The sequence below is a fragment of the Streptomyces sp. NBRC 110035 genome (genome assembly GCF_000829695.1).
GTDB lineage: Bacteria > Actinomycetota > Actinomycetes > Streptomycetales > Streptomycetaceae > Streptomyces.
The window spans coordinates 1-17,638 of the sequence record NZ_BBNN01000058.1 but is presented as its reverse complement, the minus strand read 5'-3'; the positions used below and the strand labels follow the sequence as shown (position 1 = coordinate 17,638).

The following is a 17,638-nucleotide window of genomic DNA, read 5'->3' as shown; positions in this document are numbered from 1 at the left end:
AGCGGTCATGGGGTGTGGTCAGCCCAGTGGGGGCCAGGTGAGGACCGCTTCGTTCTGACTGGTCAGCTTGGACAGCGGTGTGAACCGAAAGTAGAGGTCGCGCGCCAGGGCGGGAAAGAGGCCCTCCAGCTGCTCGGTCTCGCTCAGCGCACGGGCCGCGGCGACCAGCCCCTCCGTCCGCGGCCTGCGCTCGTCCTCGTAGCCGCGCAGCGCCGCGACCGGGTCCGCTGTCGCGCGCAGGTGCTGGGCGAGGACGACGGCGTCCTCGATGGCCAGCGCCGCCCCCTGGCCCAGACTCACAAGCATCGGGTGGGCCGCGTCGCCGAGCAGGGTCGTACGTCCGGTGCCCCACCGCTGGAGGAACGGGCGGTCCTGGGCGGTGATGCGGACGATCGATTCCTCGGGGGTGGTGCGGATCGCCTCCTGCACCTCGTCGGCCCAGCCCGCGAAGAGGCCCGCGAGCCCTTCCTTGCCGCGCCGCAGGTGTCCGGAGGCGCCCGGGGGCACGTTCTTCGTCGCCCACCAGTAGGCGCGACCACGGCCGATGTCGGCGAGGCCGAAACGCTGTCCACGCCCCCAGTAGTGCGCTGCGTAGCCCTTGCTCATCCGCGGGTGCGTGAAGGGCACCGTGGCCAGCCAGCACGCGTAGTTGCCGGGCCGCGGCTCGTCGGCGCCCGCCACCTGCCTGCGAATCGCCGAGTTGAAGCCGTCCGCCCCGATCAGGAAGTCGCCCGAGGCGGTTTTGCCGTCCTCGAAGGTGACCTCGACCCCGTCCTCGCCGCTGACGAACTCCGCTGCCGCGGAATCGAGTTCGATGACTCTCTCGTCCCCGAGGGCGTCCAGCAGCGTCTGCTGGAGGTCGGCCCGGTGGACGGCGTAGTTTGACGCCCCCAGCCGGTCCGAGACTTCCCGGAACGGAAGCGCCCTGATCGGACGGCCCCGCCGAGTGAGGAACTTGAGCTCGTCGAACACCGCACCACGCTTGTCCAGGCCCGGGGCGATGTCGATGTCGATGCTGCGCAGTGCCAGGACCGCGTTGCACATCAGCGACACCGCCGTGGTACCCGGCCGCAGCTCGGGAGCCCGCTCGAAGACCTGTACCTCGACGCCCACACGGCGCAGCGCCGCGGCGGCGGCGAGGCCGCCGATACCCGCTCCGATTATGAGGGCCTTGCGCGGGGGGGACTCCGTCATTTCCCACTCCTCTCCGACAGTCGTCGGCCCGGTCGGCCGGCCACCGCCTGTGCCACCTTCTCGGCAACGACGTTCACGTGCGGTTCCTCCAGGAGCACCAGGTGGTCACCGGGGACGTCGACCACCTGGAGCCGGCCCGTGATCAGGTCGCCCCAGCCGTTGGTGGGGTCCGCATGCAGGCTCTGTGCTGCTCCGTGCATCGGCTGGAGGATCTCCGGCAGCTCCGAGGTCGCGCGCAGCAGCACCACGTCCTCGTCGCCCGGTTCGGGCTGGTAGGTGAGGATCGCCCGCCAGTGCGCCTTGAACATCTGGAACAGGCGCCGCACGGTGGTGCGCGAGCTTCCTGCGGGCAGGACCCCTGCCCGCATGGCGTGTCCGACGATGAAGTCGAACTTCGCCGCCTCCTCCAGACCGTCCGGCAGCGAGACCACCGGTGCGGTGCCACCGCGCTCCATCCACAGCAGCTCCCAGAAGAACCACTCCAGCAGCGAGTGGTCGGCGATGTTGGGCCGCTCCCCCTGCTTGACAGCGATCGGGTCGATCAGCACGGTGCCATGCAGGGCGCCCGGGTCACTGCGGCGCAGCTGGCGCGCCATCTCGAAGGCGATGAAGCCGCCGAAGGACCATCCTCCGATCACGTACGGCCCTTCGGGACACGCGCGCCGCACGGCCTCCAGGTAGCCCGCCGCCATCTCCGGGATCGAGCTGAGCGGCTCCGTGCCCGGCACGGTCCCCCACGCCTGAAGCGCGTAGACCGGCTGGTCCTGCGGTAGGTGACGGGCGAGGCGTACGTAGCACAGCACATGGCCGCCCAGCGGATGGACCAGAATCAGCGGCGGCTTGTCCCCCTCGGTGCGGATCGGCACGACCGGGTCGAACCGGGCCGCCGCGTCGCTGCCCCGCAGGCGTTGGGCCAGCCCGGCGACGGTCGGGGCGGCGACGAACGCCGAGAGCGGAACGCTGACGCCGTAGCGCTTCTCGATCGTCATCACCAGCCGCATCGCGGTCAGTGAGGTGCCCCCGATGTCGAAGAAGTTGTCCCGCACGCCCACCGCGGGCAGTTCCAGCAGTTCCGCCAGGATGCCCACCAGCGCCTTCTCGTGCTCGTCGGCGGGTTCGGTGGCGTCCGACGGCGGCGCGGACAGCGGCATGCGGCGCAGCAGCGCGTCGTCCCGCTTGCCGCTGGGCGTCAGGGGCAGGCTCGCCAGCCACTCCAGGTGCGAGGGCATCATGTAGTCCGGCAGCACCGCCCGCAACCGGCTGCGCACCTCATCCAGGTCCACGGCCTCGGGGTCGCCGACGAGGAACGCCGCGAGGAACGCGTCGCCGCCCTCCCGGCGCCGCGACACCACCGCCGCCTCGCGGATACCGGACGCGGGCTGCTCCTCGGCGAGCTTGGCGATGGCCAGTTCGACCTCGGCTAGCTCGACCCGGAAGCCACGCACTTTCACCTGGGAGTCGGCGCGTCCCAGCCATGCGAGGTTGCCGTCGGGCATGACCCTGGCGAGGTCGCCCGTCCGGTAGAGGCGGGCACCCGTCTCACCGGACGGGTGCGGTACGAACCGCTGCTCGGTCAGGTCGGGACGGTTGCGGTAGCCGTGGGCCAGGCACACCCCGCCGACGTAGATCTCTCCCTTGGCGCCCGCCGGGGCCGGCCGCATGAGGCCGTCGAGCAGGTGCAACTCGATACCGTCCACGGGGACGCCGACGGGCGGCAGGTCGGGGAAGAGGGCCGGGTCACCGGTCATGGTGTGGTGGGTCAGCAGGTGGGTCTCGGTCGGCCCGTACTGGTTCTCCAGTACGGTGTCCGGCCGCGCGGCACAGAACTGGCGGATCTCGTCGGTGATCCTCAGCTGCTCACCGGAGGAGATGATCACCCGCAGGGCACGCGGGCGGATGCCCAGCGCCTGGGACGTCTCCGCGAGCTGCTGGAGCGCCACGTAGGGCATGAAGACGCGCTCCACCTCCTCGCGGTCCAGAAGCCTCAGCAGGGCCGGCATGTCCCGCCGCTCGTCCTCGGCGAGCAGTTGCAGGGTGCCGCCGCCGCACAGTGTGGAGTAGATCTCCTGGAACGCCACATCGAAGCTCAAGGGGGCGAACTGGAGGGTCTTGCCGCCCGCCGCGCCGCTGGCGGAGGGCACCTGCCAGCGCATGTAGTTGGCGAGCACCCGGTGCGGGAGTTCGACGCCCTTGGGCTCGCCGCTGGACCCGGAGGTGAAAAGCAGGTAGGCGACGGTCTCACCGGTGATCTCCGGCAGTTCCGCGGCGCCACCTGGGTCCGGTTCGGCCTCGAGCAGCCCGTCAACGTACAGCAGCCGGGAGGAGTCGTCGAAGAGCAGTGCGTGCGTCTCGTTGGTGACGATCCACAGCGGATCGGCCTGGGCGGTCATCACCGCGAGCCGGGCCCGCGGGTAGCTGACGTCGAGCGGAACGCAGGTGGCTCCGGCCTTCCCCACGCCCAGGACGGTCGCCAGGGTCTCGGGCGAACGGTCCATGGCGATGCCGATGGTGGAACCGGTGCGCACTCCGGCGCCGATGAGGCCGTGGGCTATCCGGTTCGCGGCCGCGTCGAGCTGGGCGTACGTCCAGCTGCGCGCACCGCAGCTGACGGCCACCGCGTCGGGCGTACGGGCGACGTGCTCGCCGATCAGCCGGATGACGTCCGCGGGCGCCTCCCCCGCGAGCTGCGCGGCGGGTACGCGCCCGCCGCCCAGGAAGGCGAAGTCCACGTCCCCTTCGGGTTGCTCGGTGATCCGCCGGAGGATGGCGACGTACGTCTGTCCGATGCTCTCGACCTGGGAGCGCGAGAAGGTGCGTCCGTCGCAGTCCATACGCAGCCACAGGCGCTCGTCCACCGGGTCGACCACGGCATTGACCAGGAGATTGAAGTTCGTTTCCTCCCAGGTCCTGAACTCGGTCAGCTCCATGCCGGTGCCCTCGAAGAGCGACGTGAGCACGTGCGGGTCGACGTAGTTGAAGGCCGTGTCGAAGACGACGTCCCCGCCACGGTCCTCCTGGATGGCGCTGAGCGGGTAGCGCCGGTGGGGATGGCTCTCCCGCTCCTGTGCGTACACCTCGCGCGCTGAGGCCAGCCAGGAACGCGGCTGAGCGTCCAGGCGCAGCGGCAGCGTCTCCAGGAACAGCCCGGTGATCCGTTCGGCGTTGGCCTGCTCCGGCCGTCCGCCGGTGACCAGGCCGGTGGTTATGTCCTCTGCGTCGGAGAACAGCCGCAGCGTCAGGCAGTGCGCTGCGAGCAGCACGGACTTGACCGGCAGGTCGTGGGTGCGCGCTAGGCGGCCCACCCGGTCGGCCAGGCCGTCCGGCAACTCCACCCGGTGCACGATGAGACCCGTGTCGCCCACGGGCTCGTAGGGCCGCAGGCCGTCGAGCTGGGCCAGTTCGGCGCCGTCGAGCAGCCGCTGCCAGTACTGCTTGCTCTCCTCCGAGGCGAGGGCCCGGCGCTCCTCGCGTACGTACAGGGCCGGCGAGGGCAGCTCCTGCGACGGGACGGCGGCGACGGGCTGTCCGGCGTGGTGGAGGAAGTCCTGGAGCAGTTCGCGCACCAGCGTGGCCACGCTCCAGCCGTCGAGGATCGCGTGGTGGAAGCTGAAGACCAGCTCCAGGCGGTCGCGCAGGACGTGCATGCGGAACAGGTACAGCGGCGGCTGGTCCAGACGGTACTCGTGGTAGCGCCGTTCCTGGACGTGCCGGTCCACCTCGTCCTGCGCCTCCTGCTCGCCGAGGCTGCGCAGGTCCACGATCTGCAGTCCGCCGTCGGCCTGCCGGTGCACCAGCTGGAGCGGCTCGGAGTAGCCGCCGAGGTCGAAGGCGGAGCGCAGCACCGGATGGCGCCGTACCAGGCCGTCGAAGGCGCGGCGCAGCGCCTGCTCGTCCCACGGCGACTTCAGCGAGTAGCGGAAGACGTCGTGGTAGACGCACGACTTCTCGTGCTCCCGACTGTGGTAAAGCAGGCCCAGGTGCAGCCGGGTGGCCGGGTAGGCGTCCGCCAGGCCGGTCAGCCGCGCCCGGTCGACGCTCGGAACCAGAGTGAACGGTGCGAGCGGTGCGTCCTCTTCCTCCCGCGGTGCGGTCGTCGCGGCCGCCGCGAGCGCGGCGACGGTGGGGTTGCGGACCATGTCGGCCAGGGTGAAGTGGACCCCTGCACGCCGTGCCTCCGCCTGGATGCGGAGCATCTGGATCGAGTCCCCGCCCAGGGAGTAGTAGTCCTGGTCGACGCCGACCGCGTCGGTTCCCAGTACGGCCGCCCAGGCCGCCGCGAGCTTCGCCTCAGTCTCGTTGGACGGCGTCTGCGCGCCGGTGTCCGTCTCCACCGTAGGAGCGGGCAGCCGCCGCCGGTCGGCCTTGCCGTTCGTGGTCAGCGGTATCCGGTCGATCCGCACGAAGTGCGCCGGGATCATGAACTCCGGCAGCGAGTCCAGGAGTTGGGACCGGAGGCGGGCCGCCCCCACCTCCTCGTCCGCCACGTAGTAGCCCACCAGGTGCACGCCACGGTCCGGCGCGGTCCGGTCCACCACGAGGGCGTCCCGCACGCCCGGGCAGGCCGCCAGGCGGTTGCCCACCTCGCCCAGCTCCACGCGGTTGCCGCGGATCTTGACCTGATCGTCCAGTCGCCCCAGGTACTCCAGGGTGCCGTCCGCCAGCCACCGCGCCCTGTCGCCGGTCCGGTACATGCGCCCGCCAGGCGTGAACGGGTCTGCCACGAACGCCGCGGCGTCCAGCTCGGGTCGGTCCAGATAGCCGCGCGCCACGCCCACGCCCGCGATGCACAGCTCACCGGCGACGCCGGCGGGCTGGAGGTGCCCGTGCGCGCCGACCACGTACAACCGGATGTTGTCGATCGGCCGCCCGATCTGCACCCGGCGCACCTCCCCGTCCGTTCCGCCGGGGCAGTCGTAGTACGTGACGTCGACCGTGGCCTCGGTGGGGCCATAGAGGTTGACCAGCCGGGGAGCCGTGGCACCGGCAGCCGCGAACACCCGGTTGAAGCGGTACACATGAGCGGGTGTCAGCGCCTCACCGCTGCAGAACACCTGGCGCAGGGATGCAGCGTCCGCCGCTCGGGCCGGGTCCTCCTCGACCAGGTCGAGAAAGGGACCGAGCATCGACGGCACGAAGTGGACCACGCTCACCCGGTGTGCTCGTACGGTGCGGAGGATGGCTTCGGGGTCGCGCTCCCCGCGGGGCGGCAACATCGCCAGGCCAGCCCCGGTGAGCGCCCACCAGAACAGCTCCCACACCGACACGTCGAAGGTCGCCGGCGTTTTCTGCAGCAGGACGTCCCCCTCGCCGACTGGGTAGCGGCGCTGCATCCACTCCAGCCGGTTCACCACGGAGCGGTGTTCGATCTGCACGCCCTTGGGCCGCCCGGTGGATCCGGAGGTGTAGATGACGTACGCGAGGTCCTGCGGTCCGCCCAGCGGGACCGGTGCGGCGGGCATGGTGGACGCCGCGGCCTCCAGGCGCCGTACGGGCACGGCATCGCCCACCAGGGCGGTGGGCACGGTGCTGCCCAGCAGCACCGCTGCCACCTTGCTGTCCGCCAGGACGAACCGGACCCGCTCCTCGGGGTGGCCCGGGTCGACGGGGACGTAGGCGGCACCTGCCTTGAGGACGCCCAGGACCGCTGCGACGAGGTGCGGGCCGCGCTCGGCCACCACGGCGACCCGGTCGCCCGTCTGCACGCCGTCCTCACGCAGCTGGTGCGCAATGTGGTTGGCCCAGCCGTCGAGGCGGGCGAAGGTCAGCGACTGTGCGGGGCCGTCGGTGACGACGGCCACCCGGTCGGGCGTCCGCGCCGCCTGCCGCTCGAAGAGCGCGTGGACAGTGGCGTCCTCGGTGAACGCGTGCACCGGGCCGGTGCCCGTCGCGATCAGGGCGGTCCGCTCCTCCTCGCCGATCATGGGGATCTGCGACAGCGGCAGGTCCGCCCCCGCGAGCGCACCCTTGAGGATCGCCTCGATGTGGGTGGCCACCGACTCCACGGGGAAGTCCGCGTCGAACACGTCCAGGGCGTAGTCCATGTCGACCAGGACGTCACCGATGTCGTCCAGTTCGTTGACGACCACGGCCAGCACGTCGTCGTCGTGGGCACGCGCCTGCACGACGGTCTCGTACTCCACGCCCTGGACGGCCAGCGGACTGGGCCAGCGCAGATAGGCGATGGTGGTGTCGAACAGCCTCTTGGGGCCGCTCTCCTGGAGCGGTACGCAGCGCAGCAGGTCGCCCAGGGAGAAGCGCTCGTGGGGCTTGAGCTCCCGGGTCGATGCCTGCACCTCGGCGACGAGCTCGCTCATCGTACGGTCCTCGCCGACTGGCACCCGCAGCGGCAGGGTGTTCGCGAAGTGGCCTACGGTCTGCTTCTGCTCAGTGGTGGGCCGGTTCAGCAGCGGTACGCCCAGGACAACTTCGTCGCTGCCGTGCACCCGCGACAGGTAGACGGCGAAGGCGCCCGCGACGAACGCGAAGACCGAATGACCGCGTTCACGGATGCTCTCGATGACACCGCGTTCGATCATGAAGCTGTGGCGGGCACTGCTGCGGGAGCCGGCCGGGGCCGAGCGGCGGAAGAGGGACGGGGAGACACCTCGCAACTGCTTCTGGAAATAGGCCCGGGCATCCGCGTGGTCGTCCGAGGCACGGTAGCGGCGCTCGTCCTCTGTGAATTCCAGGTACGACGGCACGGACGGCTCTTCGAACCGCCCGGTCCTTCGTATCTGGTCATATTCGGCGCGGACTTGGGACATGAAGAGGTTCAGGCCCCAGGCGTCCGCGACGATGTGGTGCACCTTGACGTAGGAATGAAAGACTCCCTCGCCCTCCTTGAGGACCGCGAGCGTAAACAGCCGGCTGCGTTCCACCTCGAATGGCACATCGAACGCGTCCTTGATCCATGCCTCGCAGGAATCCCGCGGCGATGGGGCATCGGAAAGGTCGATCGTCGGGATGTCGTAAGCCTCATCCTCGGCCCACTGGCGCGGAGTTCCCTCCTCCGGGTCGATCCGGATCCGGAATGCATCGTTGCGGTCGACCGCACGGCGCAGGCACGCCTTGAGGAGGTCGGCGTCCACGTCACCGGTGAACCGGTCGGTGATGAAGCAGTTGAACTGCGGGAGATCTGGAAAGAGAGAGTTCGCAGCCCAAATATCCTGCTGGTAGGCCGTGAGGGAGTAACGCTCCCGTCGATTCACGATCGCTCCATTTTCCTCGGCTCTTGCCTTCATTTCCTGAGCGGTTCGACTGTCTTCTCCGATGCCCTACGCTCGCCGCGGCCGACGCCGCACACCCGTATCAGCCGCCGTTCTCCGCGGCGATGGTGCTGCCGTGGTACCAGGGGTTTCCTGCAGCCTCGGATATGAGGTTGCGCGACTTCGTCTCCCGCGCCTTGCCCAGATCGAGAGTGAGGTACTGGACGAACTCCAGAGCGGTGAAGTACTGCCGAATGAAAGTCGACTGGCCGAGTTCGATCTCGGTGACGGTGACCTTTGCGTTCTGCGGGATCGGCGCAGTCAGCAACGACACCAGATTCTTCCGCTTGGCCCGGGTGTATTCGTCCTCTTCCGGGTCAGAGAAGACGATGATGCTGTGCCTGCGCTCAGGGTCGGTGAGCGTGGCCACCTCGCTGTGGCAGAACTCGTGGAAATAGTTGCGCGTCGCCGGCACCATAGCGATTTCGTTGAAGTGCATCTTGGCCAACTTCAGCAGGCTCTCGTGCCACTTGGGTGAACCGAGCATGATGACGTTGGCGTTCTCGCTGCGCGCGGCGGCGTCCGCGGCCAGGGCACGTAACTCGGGGGTGAAGTCGGTCCGCAGGTCCTCGGCCAGGGAACGGACCTCGGGCCCGTAGTCCTTGTCCAGCAGACCGAGTTGCAGGAACATGTCGACCAGGATCGAGAAGTACTGGCCCACGTGGAACAGCGGGTACTCGCGGTCCGGCTTGCTCAGCGTCCAGCGCGCGATGGACACGCCGTGCTCCTCGCCCAGCTCGCCTAGCCGGCCGCCCGAGGTGAGCAGCAGCACCCGGTCATGCATGGGGCGCAGCGCGTGGAAGGCACGGACCGGCTCGTTGGAGTAGCCACTGTACGAACTCAGGATGATGAGCGTGCGCTCGTCCTCGATCACCGCGCGCGGAACAAGGTACTCGAAGTCGTAGTCGTTGAAGACATACACTTCGAGGCCACTGCGGATCGAGTTGAAGAACACCTTTATTACGTCCGACACGATGGCCGAGCAGCCCATTCCACTGAAGACGATGCGCGTGAAGTGACCGTCCTTCAGCCTCTTCAGGAGGTCGGACGAGATACCGGATATGTCATACTCGTCGAACTTGGTGAACCCTATTCGGTACTCCTGCTCCAGGAACTCCTGGTAGCGCTCAAGGCGTGATCGCATGAGTATTCCTCTTCATGGGGAAATTAATGGAGTGCTGCCGATTCCAGCAGGAGCGAGCGTGCGCCCCAGTTGTGCACCGAGTGCTTCACCACATGAACTGGCCGCCGTCCACAATCAGCTTCTGCCCCGTGATGTACGTGGCCCCCTCGCCCACCAGGAATTCCAGCGCGTCCGCCATCTCTTCGGTGGCACCTATCCGACGCTGCGGTATCTCACTCAGCAACGCATCCATGCACTCCGGCTCGGCCAAGCGGTAGCGTGTACGCATTTCTTCCGTGTCGATCATTCCCGGAATGAGGCAGTTCACGCGGATACTCGGAGCAAGTTCCATGGCCAGGCACTTGGTGAGATGAAGCATCCCGGCTTTGCTCGAACAATAGTTGGCGCCGTTCATCCGGGGCCGAATCGCTGTGGTCGCACCGATGTTGACGATGGAACCGCCGCCGGCCTCCAGCATGACCGGGGCGAAGGCCCGCGTCATATAGAACGGGCCGGACAGATTGGTGTCCAATACCCGGCGCCAGTCGGAGTCGGAAATCTCAAGCACCGGACGGTCGATATTAAGGCCGGCATTGTTCACCAGGACCTGCGGGACTCCGTGCTCGGTCCGTACGAGTTCCGCGAGTTCGGCGACTTCGTCGGGGTCGGACACATTCGACCGTACGACAGACAGCCCCTTCTCCACCTCTTGCAGAGCAAGATTCGCCGACTCTTCGTCACTACGATACGTGGCGACCACCCGGAATCCCATCCGGGCCAGACGGTGACTGAAAGCGAGACCAATTCCCTTGGTTCCGCCGGTAACGATGGCAAGCCTGTCGGGCGAATTCACTCGAGCTCCCTTTCTTGGATGCGGCGCCGAGGACACGAACAGGGCACGCCGCCCCGCCCCGACACCAAGGAGGCGGGAAGGCGAGTGGGGTGACGACAGGGGGACGGTGATGCGGTCCGGATCAGGTGTCGGCAGCGCGGGGCGGCGCTCAGCGCCGTTGCGCGGCCGCGCGCGGAGCCGCACGGAGGCGTGCAGCTCGCACACACGCATGCTGCGTGGAGGGATGGGACGGCCTGTACGTTGGCGCACGGCGCCCGGGTGGGGGATGCGGGAACGCATGGGTGCACGGACATGAGGACCCGAAGGTGCGTCACCCGGGCGCAGGGCCCCGTCGAAGTGATCCGGCCGCGCAGTGACGGGCGGGCCGCCCCGTGTCAGACGGTCGGAGTCGCCCGCCTGACGGATCGGCAGGGCGGCATGGAACGGACCGGACTCACCCGGCGAGGGGCTTGCGGGCACGCAGGATGACGTCGAAACGGCCCGGGTACTGGCGGTCCATCGGCTCGAAGCCCGCTTCGGTGTACCACTGCTCGAATTCCTGCGCCGTGTAGATACGGCCCTCGGGTGACGCGATCGTATGGAGGTACCCCGCCATGAACGCGGCGTGGGCGGGCCCGGTCTCGTCGTCGTCCTGGGCACACGCGACGATCACCATGTGACCGCCCGGCTCCAGCGCGCGGTACGTCTTCGCGAAGAGGTCGCGGACCTGATCGGGCGACCAGATTTCAAGGAAACGGGAGTAGACGACACAGTCGTGGGACGAGGGGAACTCGTCCTTCCAGATGTCGGTCCCGACCGCGTTGATGCGCTCGGAGAGGCCGGCCTCGGCGATGCGGGCGGCGGCCATCTCCGCCACGTTGGGCAGTTCGAGGATGGTTGCCCGAAGATGCGGCCAGCGCTGCGCGAAACCGATGGAGTTGGTCCCGGTGCCTCCGCCGACGTCCAGCACCTTCTTGTACGACGAGAAGTCCACGGCGTTGACGAGGTCCTCGACCACCGAGCGGCTCTGGTGCTCCATCATGGCCGTGAAGACCCGCTCCAGATCTTTGTCCTCTCCGAGGAGCTCGTAGAGCGTGGTCGCCGGGGAATCGGCGAGCAGTTCGCGATGCAGCCCCTCGTTCTCGTTGTTCACTAACGACTCGTGGAGCCAGCCCATCGGCTGGTACAGCATCTCGTGGGTGTAGCGGACGATCACCGGCATGAACGCGTCCTGATCGCCAGCCAGCAGGTCGGTGGCCGCGGTGTTGTGGTAGCCGTCGCCCTCCTTGCGTACGAGGCCGAACGCACAGCACCCGAGGAGCAGCGTGTGTCCGGCACGTTCCTGCAGTCCGAGCTCGGCGGTGATCTCGTAAAGACTGATGCCCGGCCGGTTCTTGAGCAGGGTGAAGAGTTCAAGACGCAGAGCGGCGTGCATGAACGGGAACCTGAAGCTGGTGTACACCAGCTCCCACAGCTCATCCAAGGCCGTCTCCGGAGATTCCTTCATAGTTTGTCCTCCACGTTCTTTGCAAGTCGCGAGCAAGCGTTTTCAGCCATGGAGTAGTCAAGTTCCGCAAGGTGCAGTTTTCTCCGGCTGATGCTCGATGCGGAATAGACATACGGCACGCCGCGATCACTCACCCGCCCGTCAGCCCGCGGCGGGCGTATCACCACCGCACCGGCAGCTCCCGCACCCCCCGGATCAGCATCCCCGGGAGCCACTCCCCCGGCTCCCCGTCCGCCGTCAGGTCCGGGCAGCGCTCCAATAGTGCGCGCAGCGCCACCTCGCCCTCGAGGCGGGCGAGGGGGGCGCCCAGGCAGAAGTGGATCCCGTGCCCGAAGGAGAGATGGCCCCGGGCCTCGCGCCGCCGTACGTCGAAGCGTTCCGGACCGGGGAAGCGCGCCGGGTCGTGGTCCGCGCCGGCCATGGCGATCAGCACGATGGCACCGCGCGGCACCGGTACGCCGCCGATCTCGGTCTCCTCCAGGGCGATGCGTGGCGTGGTGGTCGCCACCGGCCCGTCGTAGCGCAGCGTCTCCTCCACCAGCCCCGCCGCCAGCCCCGCCGGATCGGCCCGTACGGCCGCCAACTGCTCGGGGTGCGCGAAGAGCGCGCGCACCCCGTTGCCAATCGTGTTGACCGTCGTCTCGTGCCCGGCGACGAGCAGCAGGAAGGCCAACGAGACCAGCTCGTCCTCGGTGAGCCGGTCGCCGCCCTCGTCGACCGTGTGGACGAGGGCGCTGAGCAGGTCCTCCCCGGGGCTCTCGCGCTTGGCGGCGATGAGCCCTGTGAGATACGGCATGATCTGCTCGTACGCCTCCTTCTCCGCCTCGGGGCTGGTGGGCGCGAGGGTCTCGTTGGACCAGGCGTGGAAGGAAGCGCGGTCCAGGCCGGGGACGCCGAGCAGTTCCGAGATGACGATCATGGGCAGCGGGGAAGCGAACGCCTCGATGAGGTCGGCGCGGCGCGCTCCGTCCGCCGTCATGCGGTCCAGCAGCTCGTCGGTGATCTCCTGGATGCGCCCCCGCATTCCTTCGACCCGCCGGGCCGTGAACTCCCCCGCCACCAGCTTCCGCAGTCGGGTGTGGTGGGGCGGGTCGCTCATCAGCATGTTGGTGTTGCCGAGCATGTTCAGGGCGTACGGCGGGCTCCAGCCGGTCTGGCGCCACTCGCGATGCCAGTCCCGGCTGAGCTGCGGGGCGGTGAAAGCCTCGCGCGCGGCCTCGTACCCGACCACGAGCCACACCACGCCCCTGTCGGGCGTCACTACCTGGTGCACCGGACCGCGCTCGCGCAGCCGCGCGAAGGCGGTGTACGGGTCGGCGTCGAAGTCGGGGCTGAGCGAGGCGAGCACCTCGATCCCGCCGGGGCTGTCGGGCCGGTCGGTTAAGTCGGGTATCGCGGGATCGGCGGCTTTCTCGGTCTCGGTCACGACAGAATTCCCTTCCCTCAGGCCCGGGCTACCGGCCCCCGCCGACCACTCCGAGCACGGCCGCTCACTTAACAATGCCGAAGCGAGCGTGAGACTTCGCCTCGTCACGTCCGTTCACCTAGATAGTTTCTCTAGCCACAGATGCAACACCAATCCCGGTGGTCACACAAGAGGTTCAAGGTGCTCGCATCCGCACCACTGGCGTGAATCGTGCGCTGCGCAACCGCTAAATCCCTGGCCAACACGGCGCAATGGCCGGGACTCGGCCGAACACGGTCCACCCAGTGACTTAAAGTCGCCTGTGGAAAATCTGAGTCTGGCAGCCCTACTCAACTCGCACATCGCGACGGGGCGGGGCGGGGCGGGGCGGCTCGAACATCGCGCCGGGACTGCTGGCGTTTCGTTAGAAATTCTAAAATCGCGTCGCCGACCCACGGGAAAGCTGCCGCCGGGTTCCGGAGCACTCACGAATTTCGGACATGCCAAAGAGCCCAGCGAGATACTTCTTCGCTTGCGCCGGGCTCACGGTGTTCGGAATGGTGCACAGTACTCAAGCGCCCGGCCCCGGTCCATGGAGCCGGGGCCGGACCGCGGCTGCGCAGCCACCCTTCAGGGGGCCTGCGCGGCCGCACACCGAGACGGCGGCGGCAGCACAGAAGGAACGGGAGGAGTCAGCGGACCCCTGCGACCGAACGCGGGGTCACCACCTGGTCGACGATCCCGAACTCTAGGGCCTGCTCCGCTGTGAGCACGCGGTCACGCTCGGTGTCCTCGTGGACCTTGGCGACATCACGGCCGGTGTGGCGGGCCAGGAACCCCTCGACAAGCTCTCGCTGGCGCTGCACCTCACAGCCATGGATCACCAGGTCTGAGACCTGGCCCTGACTGCCGGGGCTGTGCGGCTGACTGAGGACGACCCGGGCCCCCGGTAGCGCCAGGCGCTTGCCGGCCGTGCCCGCAGCCAGGACCACGGCGGCCACCGAGTTGGCCTGCCCCAGGCAGACCGTCTGGATGTCGGGCTGCACGAACTGCATCGTGTCGTACACCGCGGTGAGCGACGTGAGATCGCCACCGGGCGAGTTGATGTACATGGAGATGTCCCGATGCGGATCCATGGACTCAAGGCACAGCAACTGGGCCATGATGTCGTTCGCCACAACGTCGTCGAGCTCATGGCCGAGGAAGATCACACGCTCCTCGAAGAGCTTCGCGTAAGGGTCGTACTCCCTGGTGCCCTGCGCGGTGCGCTCGACGAAGCGCGGCGTCACGTAGCGGCTTTCAGGGCGCAGACGGCCGGATCCGGACGGACCCGCCGCTGGGATGGACACGGACGTGCTCACTAGACTTGCCCCTTCTGGGGGATGGCCGAACGTACTGGTCAAGAAGGCGACTAGGCGATCGATCCGAGGGTGGGGTGATTATCGCCCGACGACAGGACCTCGTCGATCAGGCCGTACTCCTTGGCCTCTTGGGCGGTGAACCAGCGGTCCCGGTCGGAGTCACGCGTGATCGTCTCGGCGTCCTGGCCGGAGTGGTGGCCGATGAGCTCGGCCATCTCCTGCTTGGTGCGAATCAGTTGGTCCATGTAGACCTTGATGTCGGAGGCCGAGCCCCCGAGGCCCGCCGAAGGCTGGTGCATCAGGATCTTGGTGTGCGGCAGCGCGAAACGCTTGCCCTTCGTACCGGCAGTGAGGAGGAACTGCCCCATGGAGGCACAGAACCCCATCGCTATGGTCACGACATCGTTCTTGATGTACTGCATCGTGTCGTATACAGCCATACCTGCGGTGACCGAGCCACCCGGCGAGTGGATGTACAGGTAGATGTCACGGGTCGGATCCGAGGCGAGCATCAGCATCTGCGCGGTAATACGGTTGGCGATTTCGTCGTCGACTTCCTTGCCCAGAAAGATGATCCGGTCGTCGAGAAGGCGGTTGTAGACCGCATCCACGCCAATGTTGTCACCGTTGGCGCGGGCATAGGGCATCGTCTGCTGTGCTTCGAGAGGCAACTGCCGGTTACTCATCTGTTCCACTCCTTTGTTCGCGCGCGGCACCTTTGGCGGGGCTAGGACTCCGCCCGCCAATCCGGTGCCCACCGGGCGTAGCGGCAGGTGCGTTCGCCCCACCTCATGCACTGTGAAGCTAACACGTGAATCAGCCCGCTCCGTTGAGAAAAGGCGAGCGCTTCGCTGAGAGCAGAGAACGTGCACCGCACTCAAGTGGCGTGAAAATAGGGGGAATACATTGCCCCCTCCCGGGCATAGGGCGGCCGGGCCGCGAGCCCACCCACTCATTCATGGACACATAGGGGAATAATCGACGCCTGGATCAAGCCAGAACGAAATGCCGGCCCGGAAAGGCCGGACGGCCTGGACGCCCCCAACGAACAACGCACTGCCCGTTTCCCCGATGGCGACTTCATGATCACGGGACCCACGCAACAGGAATGCCGACCCCGGTGTTTCACTGCCCCCTCTTCTGACTCTGCGTCAACACCGGTACGCGAGCGACGTCAGCCGTCCGGTCGACCCACAGGCGGCAATCCGCGAAGGAAGACTGCACGTCAGACGCATACCGAGCCCTCACCCTCGGTGGCAGCAGCCGTCCGGAACAGCTCCCTGGTCATTACAGTCTGTTCGCATGACGACGGTTACGACGCGCACGGTCACCTATCCGGCCGACGGCCTGACCATGGTCAGCCACCTCGCGCTCCCGGCCGGCAGCGGCCGTCGACCCGCGGTCCTGATCGGCCCCGAGGGACCGGGGCTAAACGACTTCCAGCGGCGCCGCGCCGATGCCCTGGCCGAACTCGGCTATGTGGCACTGGCCTTCGACATCAACGGCGGACGCTGGTTCACCGACCCCGAGGAGATGCTGGCGCGCGTCACCCCTCTGCTCTGCGCCCCACGGAGGATGCGGGACATCGGCCACGCGGCCCTCGGCATCCTGCGCGCCGAACCGCGCACCGACCCCGACCGGATCGCCGCCATCGGTTACGGCACCGGGGGTGCGATCGCGCTGGAACTCGGCCGCGACGGCGTCGACCTGCGGGCGATCGGCACAGTCAACGCACTCACCACCGGCCGGCCGGGCGAGGCGGCACGCATCCGGTGCCCGGTATGGGCCGGGGTCGGATCGGATGACCCGATCATGCCTCCGGCACAGCGCGAGGCGTTCGCCGCCGAGATACAGGATGCGGGTGTCGACTGGCGTCTCGTGCTCTACGGCGGCGCCTTGCACGCCTTCCACCACCCTCCCGTCGACCAGCCGGTGGTCCCCGGCGTCGCCCACCACCCGCGGCACGCACAGCGCGCTTGGCGCGATGTCGTGGACCTGCTCACCGAGTGCTTGCCCTTGGCGGAATGACGCACAGGGGGCCTTCCCTCGGCGGGAAGCCCCTGTGGGCTCTGTCAATCAAACGGCGCAACTGAGGTGGGGGTTGGGATGCTGATCGGCAAATCGATATTCGGGACGGCAGGCGGTAGCATCCGGGCCGCTTGCGGAACGGATGTCGGTGGGACGGGTCAGTCAGGCTGCTGTCGGGGTGAGGGCGACTTGGTGGCCGAGGGCCTGGAGCTGGTGGAGACGGGTGAGGCTGCCTTCTGGAGTGGACACCCTGCTAACCTCGGGCTTTCACGAGGTGGGCTGTCCGAAGCGTGATCCAAAAACGCGAGAAGTGCTCCTGACCTGCAACGATAGGACTTGTCGAGGGTCCAGATCGTGCCGTGGAAAGAAGCACTTCTCAGGTGAAGAAGAGTATCGGGTCATACCCGCGTGTCCGCATCGAGGGTGGGGGCCGGGCGGTGGTCTCCCAGGCCGGCGGGGTGCTGCTGGTCGAGACGGTCCGCAAGGCCGGTCTGGACACCGCGATATCGGCGGCGCTGAGGCCGTGGCGGAAGCCGCGGGCGGTGCACGATCCGGGCAAGGTCCTGCTCGACGTGGCGTTGGCGGTCGCGGCGGGCGGGGACTGCCTGGCGGATGTCGGGATGCTGCGGGCCGAGCGGGCGGTGTTCGGGCCGGTCGCCTCCGACCCGACGGTCTCTCGTCTCCTCGACACTCTCGCCGCCTCCGGCGAGAAGGCTCTGGGGGCGATCCGGGCCGCCCGGGCCGAAGCCCGAGCACGGGTCTGGAAGGTGGCCGGGACCAGGGCTCCCGATGCGGGCGGGTCGGTGACCGTGGACCTCGACGGGGTGCTGGTCCTCGCGCACTCGGACAAGGAGGACGCGGCACCGACCTGGAAGCGGTCCTACGGCCACCACCCGCTCATGGGATTCGTCGACCACGGGCCC

General features: G+C 68.1%; 10 protein-coding genes. 2 read left to right on the top strand and 8 right to left on the bottom strand.

Going from position 1 to position 17,638, the window contains the following annotated elements:
• Positions 1-18 precede the first annotated feature (18 nt).
• The 8 genes from TU30_RS31350 to TU30_RS31315 form a co-directional block, all read right to left on the bottom strand.
• Positions 19-1,194: an FAD-dependent monooxygenase gene (locus TU30_RS31350; protein ID WP_042176676.1), complete on the bottom strand. Its 1,176-nt coding sequence runs from the start codon at positions 1,192-1,194 to the stop codon at positions 19-21.
• Entirely contained in the window at positions 1,191-8,402 is a 7,212-nt protein-coding gene (locus tag TU30_RS31345) for a non-ribosomal peptide synthetase (protein WP_234308050.1), read from the bottom strand. Before TU30_RS31345 ends, TU30_RS31350 begins: the two co-directional genes overlap by 4 nt.
• 100 nt (positions 8,403-8,502) lie before the next feature.
• Entirely contained in the window at positions 8,503-9,603 is a 1,101-nt protein-coding gene (locus TU30_RS31340) for an SIS domain-containing protein (protein ID WP_042176674.1), read from the bottom strand.
• A gap of 85 nt (positions 9,604-9,688) precedes the next feature.
• Positions 9,689-10,435: an SDR family NAD(P)-dependent oxidoreductase gene (locus tag TU30_RS31335; RefSeq protein ID WP_042176672.1), complete on the bottom strand. Its 747-nt coding sequence runs from the start codon at positions 10,433-10,435 to the stop codon at positions 9,689-9,691.
• 433 nt (positions 10,436-10,868) lie between these two features.
• Positions 10,869-11,921 carry a methyltransferase gene (locus tag TU30_RS31330; RefSeq protein WP_042176670.1) on the bottom strand — a complete coding sequence of 351 codons (1,053 nt, stop codon included), beginning with the start codon at positions 11,919-11,921 and terminating at the stop codon, positions 10,869-10,871.
• Between the two features lie 160 nt (positions 11,922-12,081).
• Positions 12,082-13,275, bottom strand: a complete 1,194-nt coding sequence (locus tag TU30_RS31325; protein ID WP_042176697.1) for a cytochrome P450 — start codon at positions 13,273-13,275, stop codon at positions 12,082-12,084.
• 743 nt (positions 13,276-14,018) lie between these two features.
• The gene (locus TU30_RS31320; protein ID WP_052479984.1) at positions 14,019-14,675 is read right to left on the bottom strand and encodes an ATP-dependent Clp protease proteolytic subunit; all 657 of its coding nucleotides are present in this window, start codon (positions 14,673-14,675) and stop codon (positions 14,019-14,021) included.
• Between the two features lie 62 nt (positions 14,676-14,737).
• Entirely contained in the window at positions 14,738-15,334 is a 597-nt protein-coding gene (locus TU30_RS31315) for an ATP-dependent Clp protease proteolytic subunit (protein ID WP_042176695.1), read from the bottom strand.
• 655 nt (positions 15,335-15,989) lie between these two features.
• Here TU30_RS31315 and TU30_RS31310 point away from each other — a divergent pair.
• On the top strand, positions 15,990-16,715 hold the full coding sequence (locus TU30_RS31310; protein WP_042176667.1) for a dienelactone hydrolase family protein: 726 nt from the start codon (positions 15,990-15,992) through the stop codon (positions 16,713-16,715).
• A gap of 380 nt (positions 16,716-17,095) precedes the next feature.
• Positions 17,096-17,638, top strand: a 543-nt coding sequence (locus TU30_RS31305) for an IS1380 family transposase (protein ID WP_042176693.1), incomplete at its 3' end; no start/stop codon positions are given.

Coding starts and splice junctions, on each gene's coding strand:
- TU30_RS31350 (WP_042176676.1), bottom strand. CDS start 1,194: ATGACGGAGTCCCCCCCGCGCAAGGCCCTCATAATCGGAGCGGGTATC.
- TU30_RS31330 (WP_042176670.1), bottom strand. CDS start 11,921: ATGAAGGAATCTCCGGAGACGGCCTTGGATGAGCTGTGGGAGCTGGTG.
- TU30_RS31315 (WP_042176695.1), bottom strand. CDS start 15,334: ATGCCCTATGCCCGCGCCAACGGTGACAACATTGGCGTGGATGCGGTC.
- TU30_RS31310 (WP_042176667.1), top strand. CDS start 15,990: ATGACGACGGTTACGACGCGCACGGTCACCTATCCGGCCGACGGCCTG.
- TU30_RS31340 (WP_042176674.1), bottom strand. CDS start 9,603: ATGCGATCACGCCTTGAGCGCTACCAGGAGTTCCTGGAGCAGGAGTAC.